The sequence below is a fragment of the Pseudomonas palleroniana genome, from assembly GCF_022836895.1.
Taxonomy (GTDB): domain Bacteria; phylum Pseudomonadota; class Gammaproteobacteria; order Pseudomonadales; family Pseudomonadaceae; genus Aquipseudomonas; species Aquipseudomonas palleroniana.
Genome location: NZ_CP092411.1, coordinates 2,765,329 through 2,783,131 on the forward strand (window position 1 = coordinate 2,765,329; position 17,803 = coordinate 2,783,131).

Below are 17,803 nucleotides of genomic sequence, written 5' to 3' on the forward strand. Positions count from 1 at the left end.
CTCTAGTGTGGGTTGACGATGGCGGCGTGGGTGCGCAGCACCAGCAGGCCGCCGAAGGCGATAAACAGGGCGAGTCCATACAGGGCCAGGCTGGCGCTCTGGGTGGCGTCGCGCATCCAGCCGATCAGGTAGGGCGCGAGGAACGCGGCGATGCTGCCGAACGAGCTGATCATGGCAATGCCGGCCGCCTGGGTGGTGTTGGACAGAAACGCCGGCGGCAACTGCCAGAACATCGGCAGGGCCGCACTGGCGCCCATGCCGGCCACCACCAACCCGCTCATCACCAGCAACGGGTTGCCCGGCGCCAGGCCGGCGACGGCAATGCCGACGGCGGCCATCAGCAGCGGTATGCACAGGTGCCAGCGGCGCTCGCGATGACGGTCGGAAGACCGCCCGCAGCCGATCATGAAGCAGCAGCCGGCCAGATACGGCACGGCACTGAGCAAGCCGACCTGGCTGTCGCGGCCAATACCGGTGCCGTGGATCAGGGTGGGCATCCAGAACGCGAGGGTGTTCACCGCGAGCATCACCGCAAAATACACCGCCACCAGCAGCCACACTTGCCGGTCACGCAGGATGCCGCCGAATGAGGTGATGGTCTTGCGCTGTTCTTCGCTGCTGAGTTGGGCACGCAGTTGTTGTTTTTGCTCAAGCGTCAGCCAGTTCACCGAATCGAAACCCTCCGGCAACCACTTGAGTACCACCAGCCCGAGGAGCACCACCGGCGCGCCTTCGATCAGGAACATCCACTGCCAGCCGCGCAGGCTGCCTACGTCGTGGAAATTTTCCAGGATGGCACCGGAAATCGGCCCACCCAGGACTCCGGCCATGGGCACCGCAATCGCAAACAGCGCGGTGACCTGAGCGCGACGGCGCGCCGGATACCAGCGGTTGAGAAACACCAGGATGCCCGGGAAAAACCCCGCCTCGGCCACCCCCAGCAGAAAACGCAGCACATAGAAGCCACGAGCACTCTCGACCCACAACATGCCGGTGGACAGAAGCCCCCACACGATCATCAGGCTGGCGATCCAGCGCCTCGGGCCGACTCCGTCCAGTGCCATGTTGCTCGGCACGCCGAACAGCGCGTAGGCGATAAAGAACAGCCCGGCGCCGAAGCCATAGACCGTATCGCTGAAGTGCAGGTCGCTGCTCATCTGCATCTTGGCAAAACCGATGTTGATGCGGTCCAGATGGGCGAACAGGTAACACACCAGCAACAGCGGCATCAGGCGCCAGGTGACTAAACGATGGGTGCGGTCGTGCTCGGCCAGTACGCGGCTGGCAGTGGAATGGGCTGTGCTCATGATGTTGTACTTTTTATTTGTAGGAGCGAGCTTGCTCGCGAAAAACCTCAACAAAACGCAGTACCCCTGGTTACCCACGGTGCTTGTGGGATCTTCGCGAGCAAGCTCGCTCCTGCAAGGACTGCGTCCGTTTCAGTTCGCCGGGTTGTTCAGGAACGCATGCACGTTGTTCTGCTTGAAGTTGAGCTGTGGGTGCAGCTCGACCATCTCGAACGACAGCGCCAGCAAGCGCTGCGCCTGCAGCTCGGCGAAGTGCGCGGTGATCAGCGCAAAGACCGCCTCGGCCACCGCCTGGCGCGTGGCCAAGTCGCGGCCGTGGCCAACCTTGAGCGTCATGTGCACAAAGGCGTAGTCGTGCTTGCCATCGGCCATGCGCCAGGTGTCCAGGCGTACACCCCGGCTGCGGATACCGCCAAGGGGAAACACGCCACTGTCTCCCAGCGCGCGATGGACTTTTTCAAACAGGCCGGGCAGGTCTGCCTGTTGTTCGAGGTTGTCGGTGTACTCGGCGATAAAGTGCGGCATGGCTTGCTCCCAGGTTTACAGCGGGAAAATCGCGTTGATCTGGCCGGTGCCCGAGCTGCCGAACGGCGGCGTGATGATCTCGGCGGGCTGGGCATATTCCGGTCCGCCCAGCAGGCCCAGGAGCATGGCGGTGTCGTGCATCTTGCCTTCGCCGAAGCAGTGTTCGGCGTAATCGGGCAACATCGCGCAGAATTCCTTGAAGCGGCCTTGCTTCCACATTTCCACGACATGCAGGTCCATCTGCTTGTCGAATTCGCGGGTCCAGTTGTGGATATTCGCTTCGGCCTCGCGGTCGTCCGAGAAGCGGTGCGACAGCGAGCCGGAGGCCAGCACCAGGACCTTGCGATCACTCTTTTCGATGGCTCGGCGCACGGCGGCGCCGAACGTGAAGCTGTCCTCCAGGCGATGCCAGGCGCACCAGGCGGCGATGGAAATGACCTGGAGTTTTTCAGCCTCCGGCACGTCCATGTGCATGTAGCGCATGGGCACCAGCGTGCCGTATTCCAGTTCCAGGCTGGGGATGTTATGGGCCATGCTGCGCACACCGGCCAGGTTGGCCTCGGCGGCGATCAGCTCTCCCAGCTCAGGGCAGCCGGGGTAGGCGTAGTCCATGTTCTTGATGAAGTGCGGCAGCTCGTTGCTGGTGTAGGTCCCCTGGAACTGTGCGCCGCAGTTGACGTGATACCCACTGTTGACCAGCCAGTGCACGTCGAATACCACGGCGGTGTCGGCGCCCAATGCTCGAGCGCGACGGCCGATTTCCTTATGGCCGGCAATCGCCGCTTCGCGACAGCCATGATGTTTGCCGGGCAGTTCCGACAGGTACATCGACGGTACGTGGCAGATTTTCGCTGCCAGAACCACTTCGCCCATGATGATTCTCCTGAGTCATTATTCTTGTTGGAGTGCAAACGTCGGTGGTCATACGCCCCAACGCGGGATGTGATGGCTGCCCATGGAAATGCACACGTTCTTGATCTCGGCAAACACTTCAAAGCTGTACTGGCCGCCTTCGCGGCCGGTGCCGGAGCCTTTGACCCCGCCGAACGGCTGGCGCAGGTCCCGCACATTCTGGCTGTTGATAAATACCATGCCGGCCTCGATTCCGTGCGCCAGGCGATGGGCCTTGCCGATATCCTGGGTCCAGATGTAAGAGGCCAGGCCGTATTCGGTATCGTTGGCCAGTTGCAGCGCCTCGGCCTCATCCTTGAAGGGAATCAGGCACACCACCGGGCCGAAGATTTCTTCCTGGGCGATGCGCATCTTGTTGTGCACATCGGCAAAGACGGTCGGCTGGATAAACTGGCCTTTGCTCAAATGCGCAGGCAAGTTGGCCGGACGCTCCAGGCCTCCGGCGAGCAGGGTGGCGCCTTCTTCGAGGCCGATCCGGATGTAGCCGGTGACCTTGTCATAATGCGCCTGGGTGATCATCGAGCCGACCTGGGTCTTCGGGTCTTGCGGGTCACCGACGATCAAGCGCTTGGCACGAGCGGCAAATTCGGCGACGAATTGCGGGTAGACGCTTTCCTGGATAAAGATCCGGCTGCCGGCGGTGCAACGTTCGCCGTTCAGGGAAAAGATGGTGAAGAGCGCGGCGTCGAGGGCACGTTCAAGGTCGGCATCTTCAAAGATCAGTACCGGCGACTTGCCGCCCAGCTCCATGGAGTACTTTTTCAGGCCGGCGGTCTGCATGATTTTCCTGCCGGTGGCGGTACCCCCGGTAAAGGAAATCGCGCGCACGTCCGGGTGGCGCACCAGCGCATCGCCGGCAGTCGCGCCATAACCCTGGATCACATTGAGCACGCCGTTGGGAATCCCGGCTTCCACCGCCAGGCGCCCGAGTTCATTGGCGGTCAGCGGTGACAGCTCCGACATCTTCAACACCGCCGTATTGCCCAGCGCCAGGCACGGTGCGGTCTTCCAGGTGGCGGTCATGAACGGCACGTTCCACGGCGACACCAGCCCGCACACGCCCACCGGCTGGTACAGGGTGTAATTGAGCATCTGATCGTCGACGGGGTAGCTGTGGCCGTCCATGCGTGTGCAGACTTCGGCGAAGAAGTCGAAGTTATGCGAAGCGCGTGGGATCAGCACGTTCCGGGTCTGGTGGATCGGCAGGCCGGTGTCGAGGGTTTCCAGCTCGGCCAGGCGCGGCACGTTCTGCTCGATCAATTCGCCGAGCTTGCGCATCAACCGGGCGCGCTCCTTGGCCGGGGTGTTGGCCCACTTGGGGAACGCCTCTTTGGCGGCCGCCACCGCTTGGGCGACCTCTGCGGCCCCGCCACTGGCGACTTCGCCAATGGCCTCGCCGGTGGCCGGGTTGTAATTGATGAAGGTGTCTTTGCTTTCGACCTCACGGCCGTTGATCCAATGTTTGATCATGCGGTTCACGCCTCTTTCCGGGCGGAGAAAAAGTCCGCCTCGCTGACAATTCGGTTGACCAGGCGGCCTACGCCTTCGACTTCCACCACCACTTCATCACCTGGCACTACGTCGGCCAGGCCCTCGGGCGTGCCGGTGGCGATCATGTCGCCGGGCTGCAGGGTCATGAAGCTGGACAGGTATTCGATCAGGTAGGGAATATCGAAAATCATGTCGCGGGTATTACCGGTCTGGCGCAGTTCACCGTTGATCCAGGTGCGCAGGGTCAGGTTGCCGGGGTCGGGCACGTCGGCTACATCGACGATCCACGGGCCGACCGGCGTGGTGGCGTCGCGGTTTTTCACGCGCAGGTTGGGGCGGTAGTAGTTTTCCAGGTAGTCGCGGATCGCATAGTCGTTGCACACCGTGTAGCCCGCGAGATAGTCCAGGGCGTCGGCGCGCTTGACGTTGCGCGCTGTCTTGCCGATGACCGCTACCAGCTCGCACTCGTAGTGCATGTAGGCGATGTTGTCCGGGCGCCAGGTGACCTCACGATGGCCGGTGTAGGTGCCCACGGACTTGATGAATGCCAGGGGTTCGGTCGGCGGCTTGAAAGCCAGCTCGGCGGCGTGGTCGGCGTAGTTCAGGCCGAGGGCGAACATGGTGCCGGTAGCCGGCGGCAGCCATTGCACCTGATCTTCCGCGACCCGGCGGCCATCGTTCAGGCGCACGCTGTTATCGGCCTCGACCTGGACGGCGTGGGTTTGACCTTCAAAGCGGATGCGGGCGTGTCTCATGCTTGATTCTCCGCTTGGACATGGCTGACCAGGTGGCCCACGCCCTCGATCTCGACTTCAACCCGGTCGCCTGGCTGCACATCCACACGGCCTTGCGGGGTGCCGGTGATCAGCACATCGCCCGGGTGCAGGGTCATGAACTCGCTGATCTCGGCGATCAATTGCGCAATGTCCCGCACCCAGTTGGACGTGGAGTTTTCCTGGCGCAGCTCACCGTTGACCCAGAGTTTGAGACTCAACTGATTGGGGTTGGCGATTTGATCCCGTGGCACCACCTGCGGCCCCAAGGCACAGAAGCCATCGCGGCATTTGGCTTTGACGGCAGGGCGGTAGTAACTGTCTTCCGGCAAGCTGAACTCATTGACCACCACATACCCGGCCACATGGGTCATGGCGTTTTCCAGGCTGACGCGGCTGGCAGGTCGGCCGATCACCACACCCAGCGCAGGCCCCGGTTGCAGGCGCTCTCCTGCGGGGTGCAGGACGACACCGTCGTGCTCATTGCGCGTATTGGGGGTTTTGATGAATAGCACCGGCTTGGACGGCGGCTTCTGGTAGGGCGCCTGTTCGAAGGCGGCGAGATGCTGGTCCAGCAGGCCCTGGTAGTTCAGCGCAACGCCGAACAGGGTGCCGCTGGCAACATCATGCAGGGTACGGCTCATGCGTTTCTCCTGACGGTGGCGACGGCAGCATCGGCCGTTCGTTAATTTGTTAACGTTATAATTAATATGTTAACTACCGTCAAGCGTGGCAAAATCCAGCGACCGCTCAATAACAAGAAGAGAGCAGCGTGAAGCCGATTCCCAACATCAATATCGGGCAGGTCTACGACCAGCGTTACAGCGATGCCGAGGTGCATTACGACAAGCTCGCCAACCTGGCGGGATTTTTCGGGCGCAACATGCCTGTGCATCGGCATGACCGGTTTTTCCAGGTGCATTACGTGAAAAGTGGCGCGGTGCGGGTGTATCTGGATGACCGCCAGTTCGTCGAGTCGGGGCCGATGTTTTTCCTCACGCCGCCCACGGTGCCCCATGCCTTTGTCACTGAAGCCGATGCCGATGGGCATGTGTTGACGGTGCGCCAGCAATTGGTCTGGGCCTTGATGGAAGCCGACCCCAGCCTGGCCTCAGGTGCCGCCTGCGTCACGTTGACGGAGGATGCCCAAGGGCTGGATCAACTGTTTGAAGCCTTGAGCAGCGAGATCAACGCCGAATGGGCAGGGCGCGCCGCCGCGCTGGATAGCCTGACCCGCCTGATCATGATTCGCCTGCTGCGGCTGTGCGCCCACTCGCTGCCGGCGCGCCCGACGCGGCATGAGGATCTGCGCATCTTCCATCGCTTCAACGAACTGATCGAAGCCCACTATTTGGAACACTGGCCGTTGGCGCGTTACGCCGAGGGGATCGGCGTCACCGAAGCGCGCCTCAATGAGGTCTGTCGGCGCCTGGCCGACCTGCCGTCCAAGCGCCTGATCCTGGAGCGCCTGATGCAGGAAGCCAAGCGCCTGTTGCTGTTTACCGGCAGCTCCGCCAATGAAATCTGCTACCAGTTGGGGTTCAAGGACCCGGCCTATTTCAGCCGGTTTTTCCTTCGCTACGCACAGCTGACTCCGGGGGAATACCGGTTGCGGCAGTCGGGTTTGCGTTGACGCTCCACGCGCCATGCCCAGCGCGGCGAAAGTCCATCAGCTCATCAGGCGCCAACCATCCATTTGGCCAGGCCATGGCGGCCACTGACGCCCAACTTGGCGGCGGCACGCTTGAGGTACGTTTCGATCGAGCTGTTTTTCACGCTGAGTTTTTCCGCCATTTGCGGCACGGTGCCGCCGGTCAACAGGCCAAGGCAGACTTCCTGCTCCCGGGCGGAGAGGGTGATGTCACTGAGCGACAAGCGCTTGTAGAACTCACGCTGCAACTGTGACTGCTCCATCAGGTTGTGGCTCGGCTCGGCCTCGGTGTCGGGTGCCTGGCGCAGGAGTTGCGCATGCCGCTCCATCAGCGGTAGCAAGGTGTCTGACAGACTCTTGAGAAACGACAATTCGGCCAGGGAAAATCCACGCTGGGTCGCTTGGCGATACAGTGAAATCACACAGCGCCGATTGCCCTGGCGCGACACCAGGTTGCACTGGTGCGAGGTGCCCAGCGGATGAGTGCTGTCGGCCTTGGCCTTCAACTGGATCAGCAGCGGGTCTTGCATGCGCAGCATCTCGCGCAGCAGCGGATGATCCTTGAGCGGCTGCAAGGGCTGGGGCGCGCACAGGTCTTGTTGCAGGCCGGCGCTGCCCAGCAACGTGATATCCAGCACGTTGTCGCGCAGTTCATCGAGGGTCCATTCACTCAGGTCCACCAAGTGAATCGGTACCCACTTGTCCAACAGGTGCAGCATGTTGGCGGCGAAGCTCGTGTGGCCGCTGTTGGAAATCAACTCACCCAATTCAGCATAGAAATGCGGGTTTTCCGTGTTGCCAATACTACGGGGCAGACTCATAGCCATCTCATCCTTGATGTCGAAAACCGTCAACGGACGCCCCGGGTCTGGAGGGACGTGCCGTACTCATTGAACGCAGCTCGGAGTTCGAGATTTTATTTAGCCATAGCGAATTGTCCTACGTATGTAGCGGAAACGAGGGACACAACCTGCCATAAAAACGGTGTCATTAATTCGACGTTTCTGAAGGTGTATTCCGACAGAAAAAAGCCGGAGGTGATTTTTAGAGTTATTTAACTACTTGATATTTAAGTGAAATATTAATTTTAAATAGAAATTTTAGACAAGTGACATCGGCCGGATATAGCCAATGTCCTACAGAGCTTTAATCGTTTCAGTAATGAACCATCAGCGAGGTCCGTTGGCGTGCAGGAATGTCCGGGTTTGGGGTGACAGACGTGCCCGGCCCTGCGTGCTCCAATCCGGACAATTCGTCGTAATGGACTTCCTGCGCGGCCAGTGTTGACCCCATGAGAAGGATCTTATGAAGTATCTCGACAGCCTGCCGGTCAGTTACCCCCTCACCGCCGCCCAACAAGACATCTGGCTCGACCAGCTGCGGGTGGGCGACTCGCCGCTGTACAACATCGGCGGTTATGTCGATTTTGCAGGCCCGGTGGTGCCGGGTTTGATCCAGCGTGCCGTCGAGTTGCTGGTGGCCAAGCACGATGCGTTGCGTACGCAACTGCACAGCGATGGCAATGGCTTGCCCCGGCAAACCTTCGCCACCGCCTTGACGACCGAAGTGACGCTGCATGACTTCTCTGCGCTGCCCGACCCCAAGGCGGCGACCCAGGCCCTGATGCAGGCCACGATGTCTCGGCCCTACGCCATGACCGGCGAGCCGCTGTTTCGCTTTTTTTTGGTCAAGCTGGACGATGATCACTATCGCCTGGGCACTCAGGCCCATCACCTGATCCTCGACGGTTGGGGCTTTGGCCAGATGCTGCAATCCCTGGCTCGGCTGTACACCGACCTGCAGCACGGCCGGTCACCTGAGCTGCGAGCGCCGTCCTATATCGACTTCATCGAGGCTGACCTGCACTACCATCAATCCGCTCGCTACGCCCGTGACCGGGACTACTGGCTGGACAAATACCAACTGCTGCCCGAGCCGCTGCTCACCCCCCGGTTGAATACCCCGTCACCGAGCAACACCTTGCTGCAACCCTTCCCGGTGTCGCTGCTCGATCGTATGGAACGCGTGGCCAACCATTACCAGGCCTCGGCGTTTCACGTGTTGCTGGCCGCGCTGTATGTGTATTTCACCCGCACCCATCAGCGTGATGACTGGGTGGTGGGACTGCCGATTCTTAATCGTTCCAACGCACGGTTTCGTTCCACGGTGGGCTTGTTCACTCAGGTGAGTGCGGTGCGTTTTCAGTTCAGTGAGCAGTTGCCGTTCAGCGCACTGGTGCGCGGTGTGCGCGATCAGCTCAAGCGGGATTTTCGCCACCAGCGTTTCCCCTTGAGTGAAATGAACCGCGAACTGGGCCTGCGCCGCACCGATCGCGGCCAGTTGTTCGACCTGTCGGTGTCCTTCGAACAGGACGACCATGACCTGCGCTATGGCCAGGTCCAGGCCCGGGCGATCAAGGTCTCCAACCATCACGAACCGTTGCCGATCGCCATTCATCTGCGCAGCAACCGCTACCAGGACACGGCGTGCCTGCATTGCGTCTACAACGAGGCGTACTTCCAGCACGACGAGGTACAGGCGTTGGCGCAGCGCTTCACCTGGCTGCTGGAACAGGGGCTGGAAAACACCGAGTTGACGCTCGCGCAGTTCTCATTGGTGACGCCGGCCGAACAGGCACAGCTGCAACGCTGGAATGCCACCGCGCAGCCCAATACCACGCCGCAGACCCTGCACCGGCGTATCGAAGCCCAGGTGGCACTTACGCCCCAGGCCGTCGCGGCGGTGTGCCAAGGGCGGCAACTGAGCTACCAGCAGCTCAACCAGCAGGCCAATGCCTTGGCCCATCAACTGTTGGCGCACGGTGTGGAGCCGGATGATCGCGTGGCGATCGTGGCCCGACGTGGCCTGGATACCTTGGTGGGGCTGCTGGCGATCCTCAAGTCCGGCGCCTGCTATGTGCCGATAGACCTGGCCCATCCCGCCGAGCGTCTGAACTACCTGTTGCAGGACAGTGCCCCGGTGGCCGTGCTGACCCAGCACGCTCTGCTGCATCGGCTGCCAGCCCTGGACGTGCCGGTTCTGTTGCTTGATCGGCCGACGGTGCACTTGGGCGACAACCCGCGGGGGGCGGCCGGCGCGTCGAACCTGGCCTATGTGATCTACACCTCCGGTTCCACGGGGTTGCCCAAGGGCGTGATGGTCGAGCATCACACCCTGTCCAACCTGGTGGACTGGCATTGCCAGGCGTTCAAGCTACGGGCCGGCAGCCACACCGCCAGCGTGGCCGGGTTCGGTTTTGACGCGATGGCCTGGGAGGTCTGGCCGGCGCTGTGTGTGGGCGCGACGCTGCACCTGCCACCGCCCCAGGAAGGGGCTGAAGACATTGATGCCTTGCTCGACTGGTGGCGTGCGCAACCTCTGGACGTATGCTTCCTGCCCACGCCGGTGGCCGAGTACGCCTTCAGCCAGCAGCTGGAACACCCGACCCTGCGCACCCTGTTGATTGGTGGCGACCGTCTGCGCACGTACAGCCGAGCGCAAACCTTCGAGGTGGTCAACAACTATGGCCCCACTGAAGCCACGGTGGTCGCCACCAGCGGGCGTGTCGAAGTGGGCCGGCCGCTGCATATCGGCGGGCCGATTGCCAATGCCCGCGTGTACCTGCTCGATGCGCAACAGCGCCAGGTGCCCGTCGGCGCGACGGGGGAGTTGTACGTTGGCGGTAAAGGCGTGGCGCGTGGCTATCTGAACCGTCCCGAACTGAGTGCCGAGCGCTTTCTCGATAACCCTTTCGGCGAGGGTCGCCTCTACCGCACCGGCGACCTGGCGCGCTGGTTGCCTGATGGCAACCTTGAATACCTGGGGCGCAACGACGACCAGGTGAAAATCCGTGGCGTGCGTATTGAACTGGGGGAAATCGAATCTGCCCTGGCCATGCATCCGGCGGTTCAGGACGCGGTGGTGCTGTATCGCGAGGGGCAATTGCTGGCGTGGTTCGTTGCGCGGCATCCGGTCGATATCGACGCGTTGCGCGCGCATCTGCAAGGGTCGCTGCCGGACTACATGCTGCCCGCGGCCTACGTGAAGCTCGACGGGTTGCCCCTGACCGCCAATGGCAAGCTCGACCGTAAAGCGCTGCCTGCGCCGACCCAGGCTGCTTTCATCACGCGCGCGTTCGAGGCACCGCATGAGGGTGTCGAAACCACCCTGGCGCAGATCTGGGCCGACCTTTTGCACGTGCAACAGGTCGGGCGTCACGACCACTTTTTCGAACTGGGCGGGCATTCATTGCTGGCGGTGCAACTGGTGCAGCGCATGCGCCAGGCCGGGTTGCGGGCCGATGTGCAGGTGCTGTTCGGCCAGCCGACCCTGGCCGCACTGGCGGCGGCGAGTGCCGGCAGTGACAGCGAGGTACCGGCCAACCGGATTGCAGCGCACTGCACCCAGATCACCCCGGACATGCTCGCGCTGGCCGAGCTGGACCAGGCGAGTCTGGAGCGCATCGTTGCCGGTATTCCGGGAGGCGCCGCCAATGTGCAGGAAATCTACCCGCTGGCGCCGCTGCAGGAAGGCTTGCTCTACCACCACATCACCGACGAACACGACCCCTACCAGCAACACGCGATATTCAGCTTTGCCCGGCGCGAGCAATTGGACGCGTTTGCCCAGGCCCTGCAACAGGTGATCGACCGCCACGACATCCTGCGCACCAGCCTGGTGTGGGAGGCCCTTGAGCAGCCGATGCAAGTGGTGTGGCGCCAGGCTCACTTGCGCGTCGAACCACTGCGTGAACAGTGTGAGCCCCTGGACTTGCGCCAGGCGCCGCTGATGGCCCTGGAGTATGCCGAAGACCCTCGGCAGCAAGGCTGGACGGCCAGGTTACGCTTCCATCACCTGGTCAATGACGCTACCTCGATGACGGTCCTTGGCAACGAAATCCGCGCCCACATGCTCGGGCAACAGGCGCAGCTTGCGCCGCCGGTGCCTTATCGCAACGTCGTGGCACAGAGTCGCTGTGCGGCGCAGCAGGCCGCTCACGAGGCGTTTTTTCGCGAGCGGTTGGCGGATGTCAGCGAGCCGACCCTGGCGTTCGGTCTACAGGAACATCAGCTGGACCGCACTGAAATCGAAGCCTTCGAACGCTCGGTGACGGACCCCCTCAACCGGCGTTTGCGGGCGCAGGCCAGTGCGCTGGGTGTGAGCGCCGCGAGCCTGTTCCACTTGGCGTGGGCCCAGGTGCTGGGTTGCGTATCCGGCCGCGATGACGTGGTGTTCGGTACGGTGCTGCTGGGCCGCTTGCAGGCGGGCGAGGGCGCTGACCGTGCACTGGGTATGTTTATCAATACCTTGCCGTTGCGGGCCTGCCTGGCCGGCAAGACCGTGGTCGAGGCGTTGGGCGACACCCATGCGCAATTGAGCGCCTTGCTCGTTCACGAGCAAGCGTCCCTGGCGTTGGCGCAACGTTGCAGCAGCGTGACGCCGCTATTCAACAGTCTGCTCAACTATCGGCATACCCCTGGCGACAAGGACTTTGACCTGGTGCCGGGCGTCGCCCTGGTCAGCAGTGAAGACATCGTCAGTTATCCGCTGATGATCAGCGTGGACGATACCGCGAGCGGTTTTCACCTCAAGGCGATGGCGCCACGCGAGGTCGGTGCCGAGCGTTTGCTGGACTATCTCGACACCGTATTGAACGGGCTGGCGCAGGCACTTGAGCACGCCCCGCAAACGCTTTTGAGCGAGGTGCCGGTGTTACCCGCCAGCGAGTTGCGCAAGCTGTTGGTGGAGTTCAACCCCGGTCACGTCGACTACCCCACGACTGCCACCCTGCAAGGGTTGTTTGAAGCCCATGCGCGACACACCCCGCAGGCCATTGCGGTGCAGGCCGATGCCGGCCAACTGACCTACCGCGAGCTCAACGAGCGCGCCAACCAATTGGCTTTTCACCTGCGCGAGCGTGGGGTGCAAGCGGATTCGCGGGTAGCGTTGTGCGTCGAGCGCGGGTTGGAACTGGTCGTGGGCTTGCTGGCGATTCTCAAGGCCGGTGGCGCCTATGTGCCGCTGGACCCGGGCTTTCCAAGCGAACGCCTGGCCTACATGCTCAAAGACAGTCAACCCGTAGCGCTGCTGGTACACGCGGCTACGCGCGAGTTATTGGGTGAAGTCTCGCTCCCGGTCATCGACTTCGACCGTTGTGCCTGGAGCCACGCACCGACCGGCAACCCGTTGGTTCCCGGCCTGAGCGCCGCCAACCTGGCCTATGTGATGTATACCTCCGGCTCCACCGGCACGCCCAAGGGCGTGATGGTCGAGCATCACGGCCTGTGCAACCTGATGCAGTGGGCTTGCCGATTGTGTCCGGACGCTGCGGGAGGCGCCTTGCTGCAAAGGGCTCCGTTCAGTTTTGATGGCTCGGTGTGGGAGCTGTTCTGGCCGTTGACCCATGGCATGCGCCTGGTGCTGGCACGGGTAGACGGCCATCGCGACCCCGCTTACCTGGCTGAGGTGATTCGCACGCAGCGCATCACCGTGATCCAATTTGTACCGGCCATGCTGCAGCAATTTCTCGAACTGGAAGCGTCGGCGTTGTGCAGCAGCCTCACCGACGTCTTTTGCGGCGGTGGTGAACTCACCGAAGCCTTGGCCCGCAGCGTCCGGGCGCGCTTGCCCCAGGTGCGCTTGCACAACGTCTATGGCCCCACCGAAGCTACGGTCGACAGCTGCATCTGGACCCTGCAACCCGATGCGCCGGTGCCTGCCCTGCAGTTGCCGATCGGGCGGGCCATCAGTAACACCCGCCTTTATGTGCTGGATCAGCACGACAGGCCGGTGCCGCTGGGTGTCAGCGGTCAGCTGCATATCGGCGGCGTCGGCGTAGCACGAGGCTACCTGGGGCTGGAGCAAATGACCGCCGAGCGCTTTATCGACAGCCCGTTCGTACCCGGTGATCGGTTGTATCGCACTGGCGACCTGGTGCGTTACCTGCCGGACGGCAACCTGGTGTTCCTGGGGCGCAATGACTTTCAGGTCAAGCTGCGCGGCGTGCGCCTGGAGTTGGGCGAAATTGAAGCCTGCCTGGCGGCGCACCCGGCACTGCGTGAAGTAGCGGTGCTGATTCGCGATGAACGCCTGGTCGCCTATTTCACCCTGCGCGCCCCGGCGCCGAGCCTGGAGGCCTTGCGTGCCCATGTGCTGGAGCGATTGCCGGAATACATGGTACCGGCCGCCTTTGTGCAATTGAGTGAATTGCCCCTCAACCCCGCCGGCAAGCTCGACCGCAAGGCCCTGCCGGAGCCGGGGTTGGATGCCGTGGTCAGCCGTGCGTATGAGCCGCCGCAGGGCGAGGTGGAAACCGTGATGGCGGGCATCTGGGCCGACGTCTTGAAACTCGAGCGGGTAGGGCGCCACGACCATTTCTTTGAGCTGGGCGGGCATTCCTTACTGGCGGTGAGTCTGGTGGCACGCTTGCGCAAGGCCGGGTTGGAGGTGGATGCACGCAGCTTGTTCAGCCAGCCGACCCTGGCGCAACTGGCGGCCCGTACAACGGCCAGTGTGCAGTGCGTGGAAGCCCCCCAAACTGCCATCCCCCAGCTCAACCGTCGTCGCCGGATCTGAGGATTGGCATGCAGTGTGGGAGGGGGCAAGCCCTAATGCCTGTCAGTTAAGGCTTAACGCGGTCATTGTGGGAGGGGGCTTGCTCCCGATAGGCCGCGCAGCGGCCTCAAAAATGGGCCTGCTACGCAGTCCATCGGGAGCAAGTCGAATCGTCGCACCGCCCCTCCCACAGGTTATCCATCGCCTGCTCTATCGCTTAACTGATAGGCATTAGGGCAAGCCCTCTCACATATCATTCATTCGATCATTCGAACCGAGTGGTCATGGCAATCACCATGACGTGCTACTGAGGCGCAGGAACAAACGCCACACTGCCCCCCGAACGCTTCTGAAACAGCCGTTCGCCATTGTCCGGCTGGGTGGTGATGACCTGATGGTCCGCCCCCAAAAACGCCAGCGGCGTCGGGTCTTCCTTGGAATACTGGGCGACGATGATTGTGCGTTGCGGATCGAAGTCCTGGCCGCTGGTTTTTTTCAGCCAGGCCATGAACGCGGCACTGTCGCCCTGGCGCGGGAAGTCCTGGGTTTCGCTGACGTAGTAGAAGGGTTTGGCGCCGTTTTGCCTGCCGTTCTGCAAGTACATTGGCAGCTTGTTGTCGACTTCTACCAACACCATTTGCCATTGGTTCCACGGTGCGGTTTTGACGGCCTCGGCTTGCACGTCTTCGGCGAAACGGGTTACGCCGCCGTTGCCGGTGGTCCAGGGGTAGATCACACCCAGTACCAACAGCAGCAAGCCTGCGGTGAAGCCGAAACCTTTTTGCCAGCGCGGCCAACGGGCCGGCTTTTTCTCCAGGCGCTCGCTCAACCACCAGGCGGCCAGCAACTGCGCAAACGGCACCAGCGGCAGCACGTAATAACTGCGGCGGCTGCCGCTGGCGGTGAAGAATACGAACAGCAGGCCCAGGCCCCACACCAGCCAGCGCACATTGGCTGGCGTCTGGCGCCAGTTGCGCACGGCCAGCCACAGGCCCAGCACCCAGCAAGGTGCCCAGGGCAGGGTGTAGACCGGCAGGTAGATCAGGTAGGTGTAGATCGGTCCCATATGGTCGAAGGGGTCGAAGAAGCGCACCACGTTTTCGCGAAACACCAGCTCCAGGCCGCTGGCGCCGTAGGTCGGTGCGCCGTAGAGGTGGGACAACACAAACGGAATGGCGTAGAACGCTGCGGCGATGACGATGGCTGCCACCAGGCGCAGGTTGAGGTGGCGCTTGTAGCGGTGCTCACTGAGCAGGTGCGGCAACAGCACCAGGCCCGGCAGCACAAAACCGATCAAGCCTTTGAACAGCGAGGTCGCCGCCAGCAGCAGGAAGAACACGGTATAGCGTCCCAGGCGAGTGTCATCCGGCCCGCGCCAGTACCACCACACTGCCGCCAGCACGCCGCACACCGTCAGCACATCCGCCGTGGCCACGCGGGCCCAGAACAGGAAGTAGAACGTGGTCGCGAGCATCCAGCCGGCAATCAGCCCGGTGCCTTTGCGGAACAGGCGTTCACCGATCAGGTACACCAGCCAGATGCTCAACCAGGCCGAGATGACTGACGACAGGCGCAACGACCAAGGGCCCAGGCCCCCCATCAAGTTGGCAAAGCCGGTGATCAGCCAATAGGAGGGCAGGGGTTTGTCGTAATACGGCATGCCCTTGAGGTAGGGGTCGAAGTAATCGCCACTTTGCAACATCTGCAAGGCGATGTTGGCCCAGCGGGTTTCCGGCCCCCACAGCTCGCGTGCGCCCAGCCCCAGCAGCAGGAGCAGGGCGGAAACGCTCAGCAGCAGCACCAGCGCGCCACGTTCGGTTTTCCAGAAATTCATCGGTTATTCCCGTGGCAGGCACTGCATCAAGGTTGTTGTGGGTAGATGATCATCAGCAGGTCGCCCTTGCGATAGCGTTTGCCACCGGGTGGCAATTGCCCTTCCTCGAGATGTTCACTGGTGTTCTTGACCCGCATCAGTACGCCGACCGAGCCTTGTTTACGTGCATCGGCCAACCAGCCCTGGACACTGGCCAGGTCGACCTTGCGGTGCACTGAATCGTCATAGCGCAGGCCGTAGCGCAACTCGCCTTCGGTGTCATAAATCATCACCTGCGGACGACGCAGGCGCCACGACAACGCCGACGCAGAGCCCAATTCGTTGCTCAGCAAAGCATGGGTTTGTTGCAACTCATCCAGATGCTCCGCCACGAACTGGTCGGGCATTTCGTTATCCGTGATCATTGCCGGCATGCCCGCCGGCAACAGCGCCACCAGCAAGCCAATGCCCAGGGCCGGCATCGCCCACAAGGTCAGCGGGCGCACCACTTGCAGCAGGTTGGCCAGAATCCAGCCCAGCAGCACGATGAAGGTCAGGGACAGGCTGAACATCTCGGCATGGCTGTTGCCGTACACCGGGTTGCTGACTTGCAGGTAGATCAGCGCCACCATCGCCGTCAGGCCGATCAGGGCGTTGACCACGCCATTGACCAGGATCGAACGTGTCTTGCCTTGCTTGACCAGGTCGATCAAGGCGTGGCCCATCAACAGGGCCAGGGGCAGCAGGCACGGCATGATGTAGGTCGGCAGCTTGCCCTTGCTCAGGCTGAAGAAGGCTAGCGGCAGCAACATCCACAAGGCGAGGAAGGCAATCGCCGGCTGGCCTTTTTCCTTCCAGGTCTTGAGCAGGGTGGCCGGCAACAGCGCCGACCAGGGCAGGCACGCCACCACCATGATCGGCAGGAAGAACCAGATCGGCCGCGCATGCTGCGCGTTGTCGGCAGCGAAGCGGCGGATGTGCTCGTGCCAGAAGAAGAAGCGCCAGAAGTCAGGCTCCTGCACATGAACGGCCAACACCCAGGGCAAGCACACCAACGCGGCGACCAGCACCGCCAACGGGCCATAGCGCAACAGCTCGCCTACACGACGCTGCCACACCAGGTATGGCACGGCGATCAGGACCGGCAACAGCCACGCCAGGAAACCCTTGGTCAGGAAGCCCATGCCACAGGCGACGCCCAGCAATGCCCAGGCGCCGAGCCGCCCGCGAGTAGTGCGGCTGTCCAGGGCAAACCACAGGGCAACCAGGCTCAGGTTGACCCAGAACGTGAATTGGGGATCGAGGTTGGAGTAGCCCGCTTGGCCGGCCACCAGGCCAAAGCTCATGTAGAGCAGGGCGCAGGCGAAGCTCTTGCGTGGGTCATTCCACAGGCGGCGGGCGATCAAGTAGGCCAGCAACACACTCAGGCCCGTGGTGAGCACCGAGGCGATGCGCACACCGAACAGGTTTTCGCCAAACACGGCCTGGCCGATGGCGATCAGCCAATAACCGCCGGCCGGTTTTTCGAAATAACGCAACCCCATGAAGTGCGGCGATACCCAGTTGCCGCTCATGAGCATTTCCTGGCTCACCTGGCCGTAGCGGGTCTCGTCCGGAATCCACAGGCCGTGCAAGCCCAGCGGCAACAAAAAGAAAATGGCGAAGCCGAGCAAAAACAGCGGCAGAGGTTTCAACCGGGTCATGAACACGTCGCTCCTTGACGTTTAATGGAGGGCCACGAGTGTAATGAATTCATAGAACAAAGCATCACAATGTT

The 17,803-nt window shown here is 62.2% G+C and carries 11 protein-coding genes; 2 read left to right on the forward strand and 9 right to left on the reverse strand.

Annotated elements, in window-relative coordinates:
- Positions 1–2: 2 nt before the first annotated feature.
- The 6 genes from MJP36_RS12690 to MJP36_RS12715 all read right to left on the reverse strand — a co-directional run bounded on the left by MJP36_RS12690 (position 3) and on the right by MJP36_RS12715 (position 5,652).
- Positions 3–1,307: an MFS transporter gene (locus tag MJP36_RS12690; RefSeq protein ID WP_244385469.1), complete on the reverse strand. Its 1,305-nt coding sequence runs from the start codon at positions 1,305–1,307 to the stop codon at positions 3–5.
- A gap of 132 nt (positions 1,308–1,439) precedes the next feature.
- On the reverse strand, positions 1,440–1,832 hold the full coding sequence (locus MJP36_RS12695; protein ID WP_060756842.1) for a tautomerase family protein: 393 nt from the start codon (positions 1,830–1,832) through the stop codon (positions 1,440–1,442).
- 15 nt (positions 1,833–1,847) lie between these two features.
- Positions 1,848–2,705 carry a 3,4-dihydroxyphenylacetate 2,3-dioxygenase gene (gene hpaD, locus MJP36_RS12700; protein ID WP_090369949.1) on the reverse strand — a complete coding sequence of 286 codons (858 nt, stop codon included), beginning with the start codon at positions 2,703–2,705 and terminating at the stop codon, positions 1,848–1,850.
- A gap of 48 nt (positions 2,706–2,753) precedes the next feature.
- Complete coding sequence (gene hpaE / locus MJP36_RS12705; RefSeq protein ID WP_060756933.1) at positions 2,754–4,214, reverse strand: 5-carboxymethyl-2-hydroxymuconate semialdehyde dehydrogenase; 1,461 nt, start codon at positions 4,212–4,214, stop codon at positions 2,754–2,756.
- 5 nt (positions 4,215–4,219) lie between these two features.
- The gene (locus MJP36_RS12710; protein WP_244385470.1) at positions 4,220–4,990 is read right to left on the reverse strand and encodes a fumarylacetoacetate hydrolase family protein; all 771 of its coding nucleotides are present in this window, start codon (positions 4,988–4,990) and stop codon (positions 4,220–4,222) included.
- Positions 4,987–5,652: a fumarylacetoacetate hydrolase family protein gene (locus MJP36_RS12715; RefSeq protein WP_161549247.1), complete on the reverse strand. Its 666-nt coding sequence runs from the start codon at positions 5,650–5,652 to the stop codon at positions 4,987–4,989. The genes MJP36_RS12710 and MJP36_RS12715 overlap by 4 nt, the downstream gene beginning before the upstream one ends.
- A gap of 128 nt (positions 5,653–5,780) precedes the next feature.
- Here MJP36_RS12715 and hpaA point away from each other — a divergent pair, with 128 nt between their 5' ends.
- A complete protein-coding gene (hpaA, locus tag MJP36_RS12720) occupies positions 5,781–6,641 on the forward strand; it encodes a 4-hydroxyphenylacetate catabolism regulatory protein HpaA (RefSeq protein WP_060756839.1) in 861 nt (286 codons plus the stop codon).
- A gap of 44 nt (positions 6,642–6,685) precedes the next feature.
- Here the strand turns inward: hpaA and MJP36_RS12725 are convergent, their stop codons facing one another.
- Positions 6,686–7,480 (reverse strand): helix-turn-helix transcriptional regulator, encoded by a 795-nt coding sequence (locus MJP36_RS12725; RefSeq protein ID WP_244385471.1) that lies wholly within the window; start codon positions 7,478–7,480, stop codon positions 6,686–6,688.
- Positions 7,481–7,964: 484 nt separating this feature from the next.
- Here MJP36_RS12725 and MJP36_RS12730 point away from each other — a divergent pair, with 484 nt between their 5' ends.
- A complete protein-coding gene (locus MJP36_RS12730; protein ID WP_244385472.1) occupies positions 7,965–14,234 on the forward strand; it encodes a non-ribosomal peptide synthetase in 6,270 nt (2,089 codons plus the stop codon).
- A gap of 283 nt (positions 14,235–14,517) precedes the next feature.
- On the opposite strand, the gene MJP36_RS12735 is transcribed toward MJP36_RS12730, so the two are convergent.
- Positions 14,518–16,047, reverse strand: coding sequence for an ArnT family glycosyltransferase (locus MJP36_RS12735; protein WP_161549244.1), 1,530 nt, complete (start codon positions 16,045–16,047; stop codon positions 14,518–14,520).
- Between the two features lie 26 nt (positions 16,048–16,073).
- Positions 16,074–17,729, reverse strand: coding sequence for a lipid IV(A) 4-amino-4-deoxy-L-arabinosyltransferase (gene arnT, locus MJP36_RS12740; RefSeq protein WP_104994243.1), 1,656 nt, complete (start codon positions 17,727–17,729; stop codon positions 16,074–16,076).
- Between the last annotated feature and the right edge of the window lie 74 nt (positions 17,730–17,803).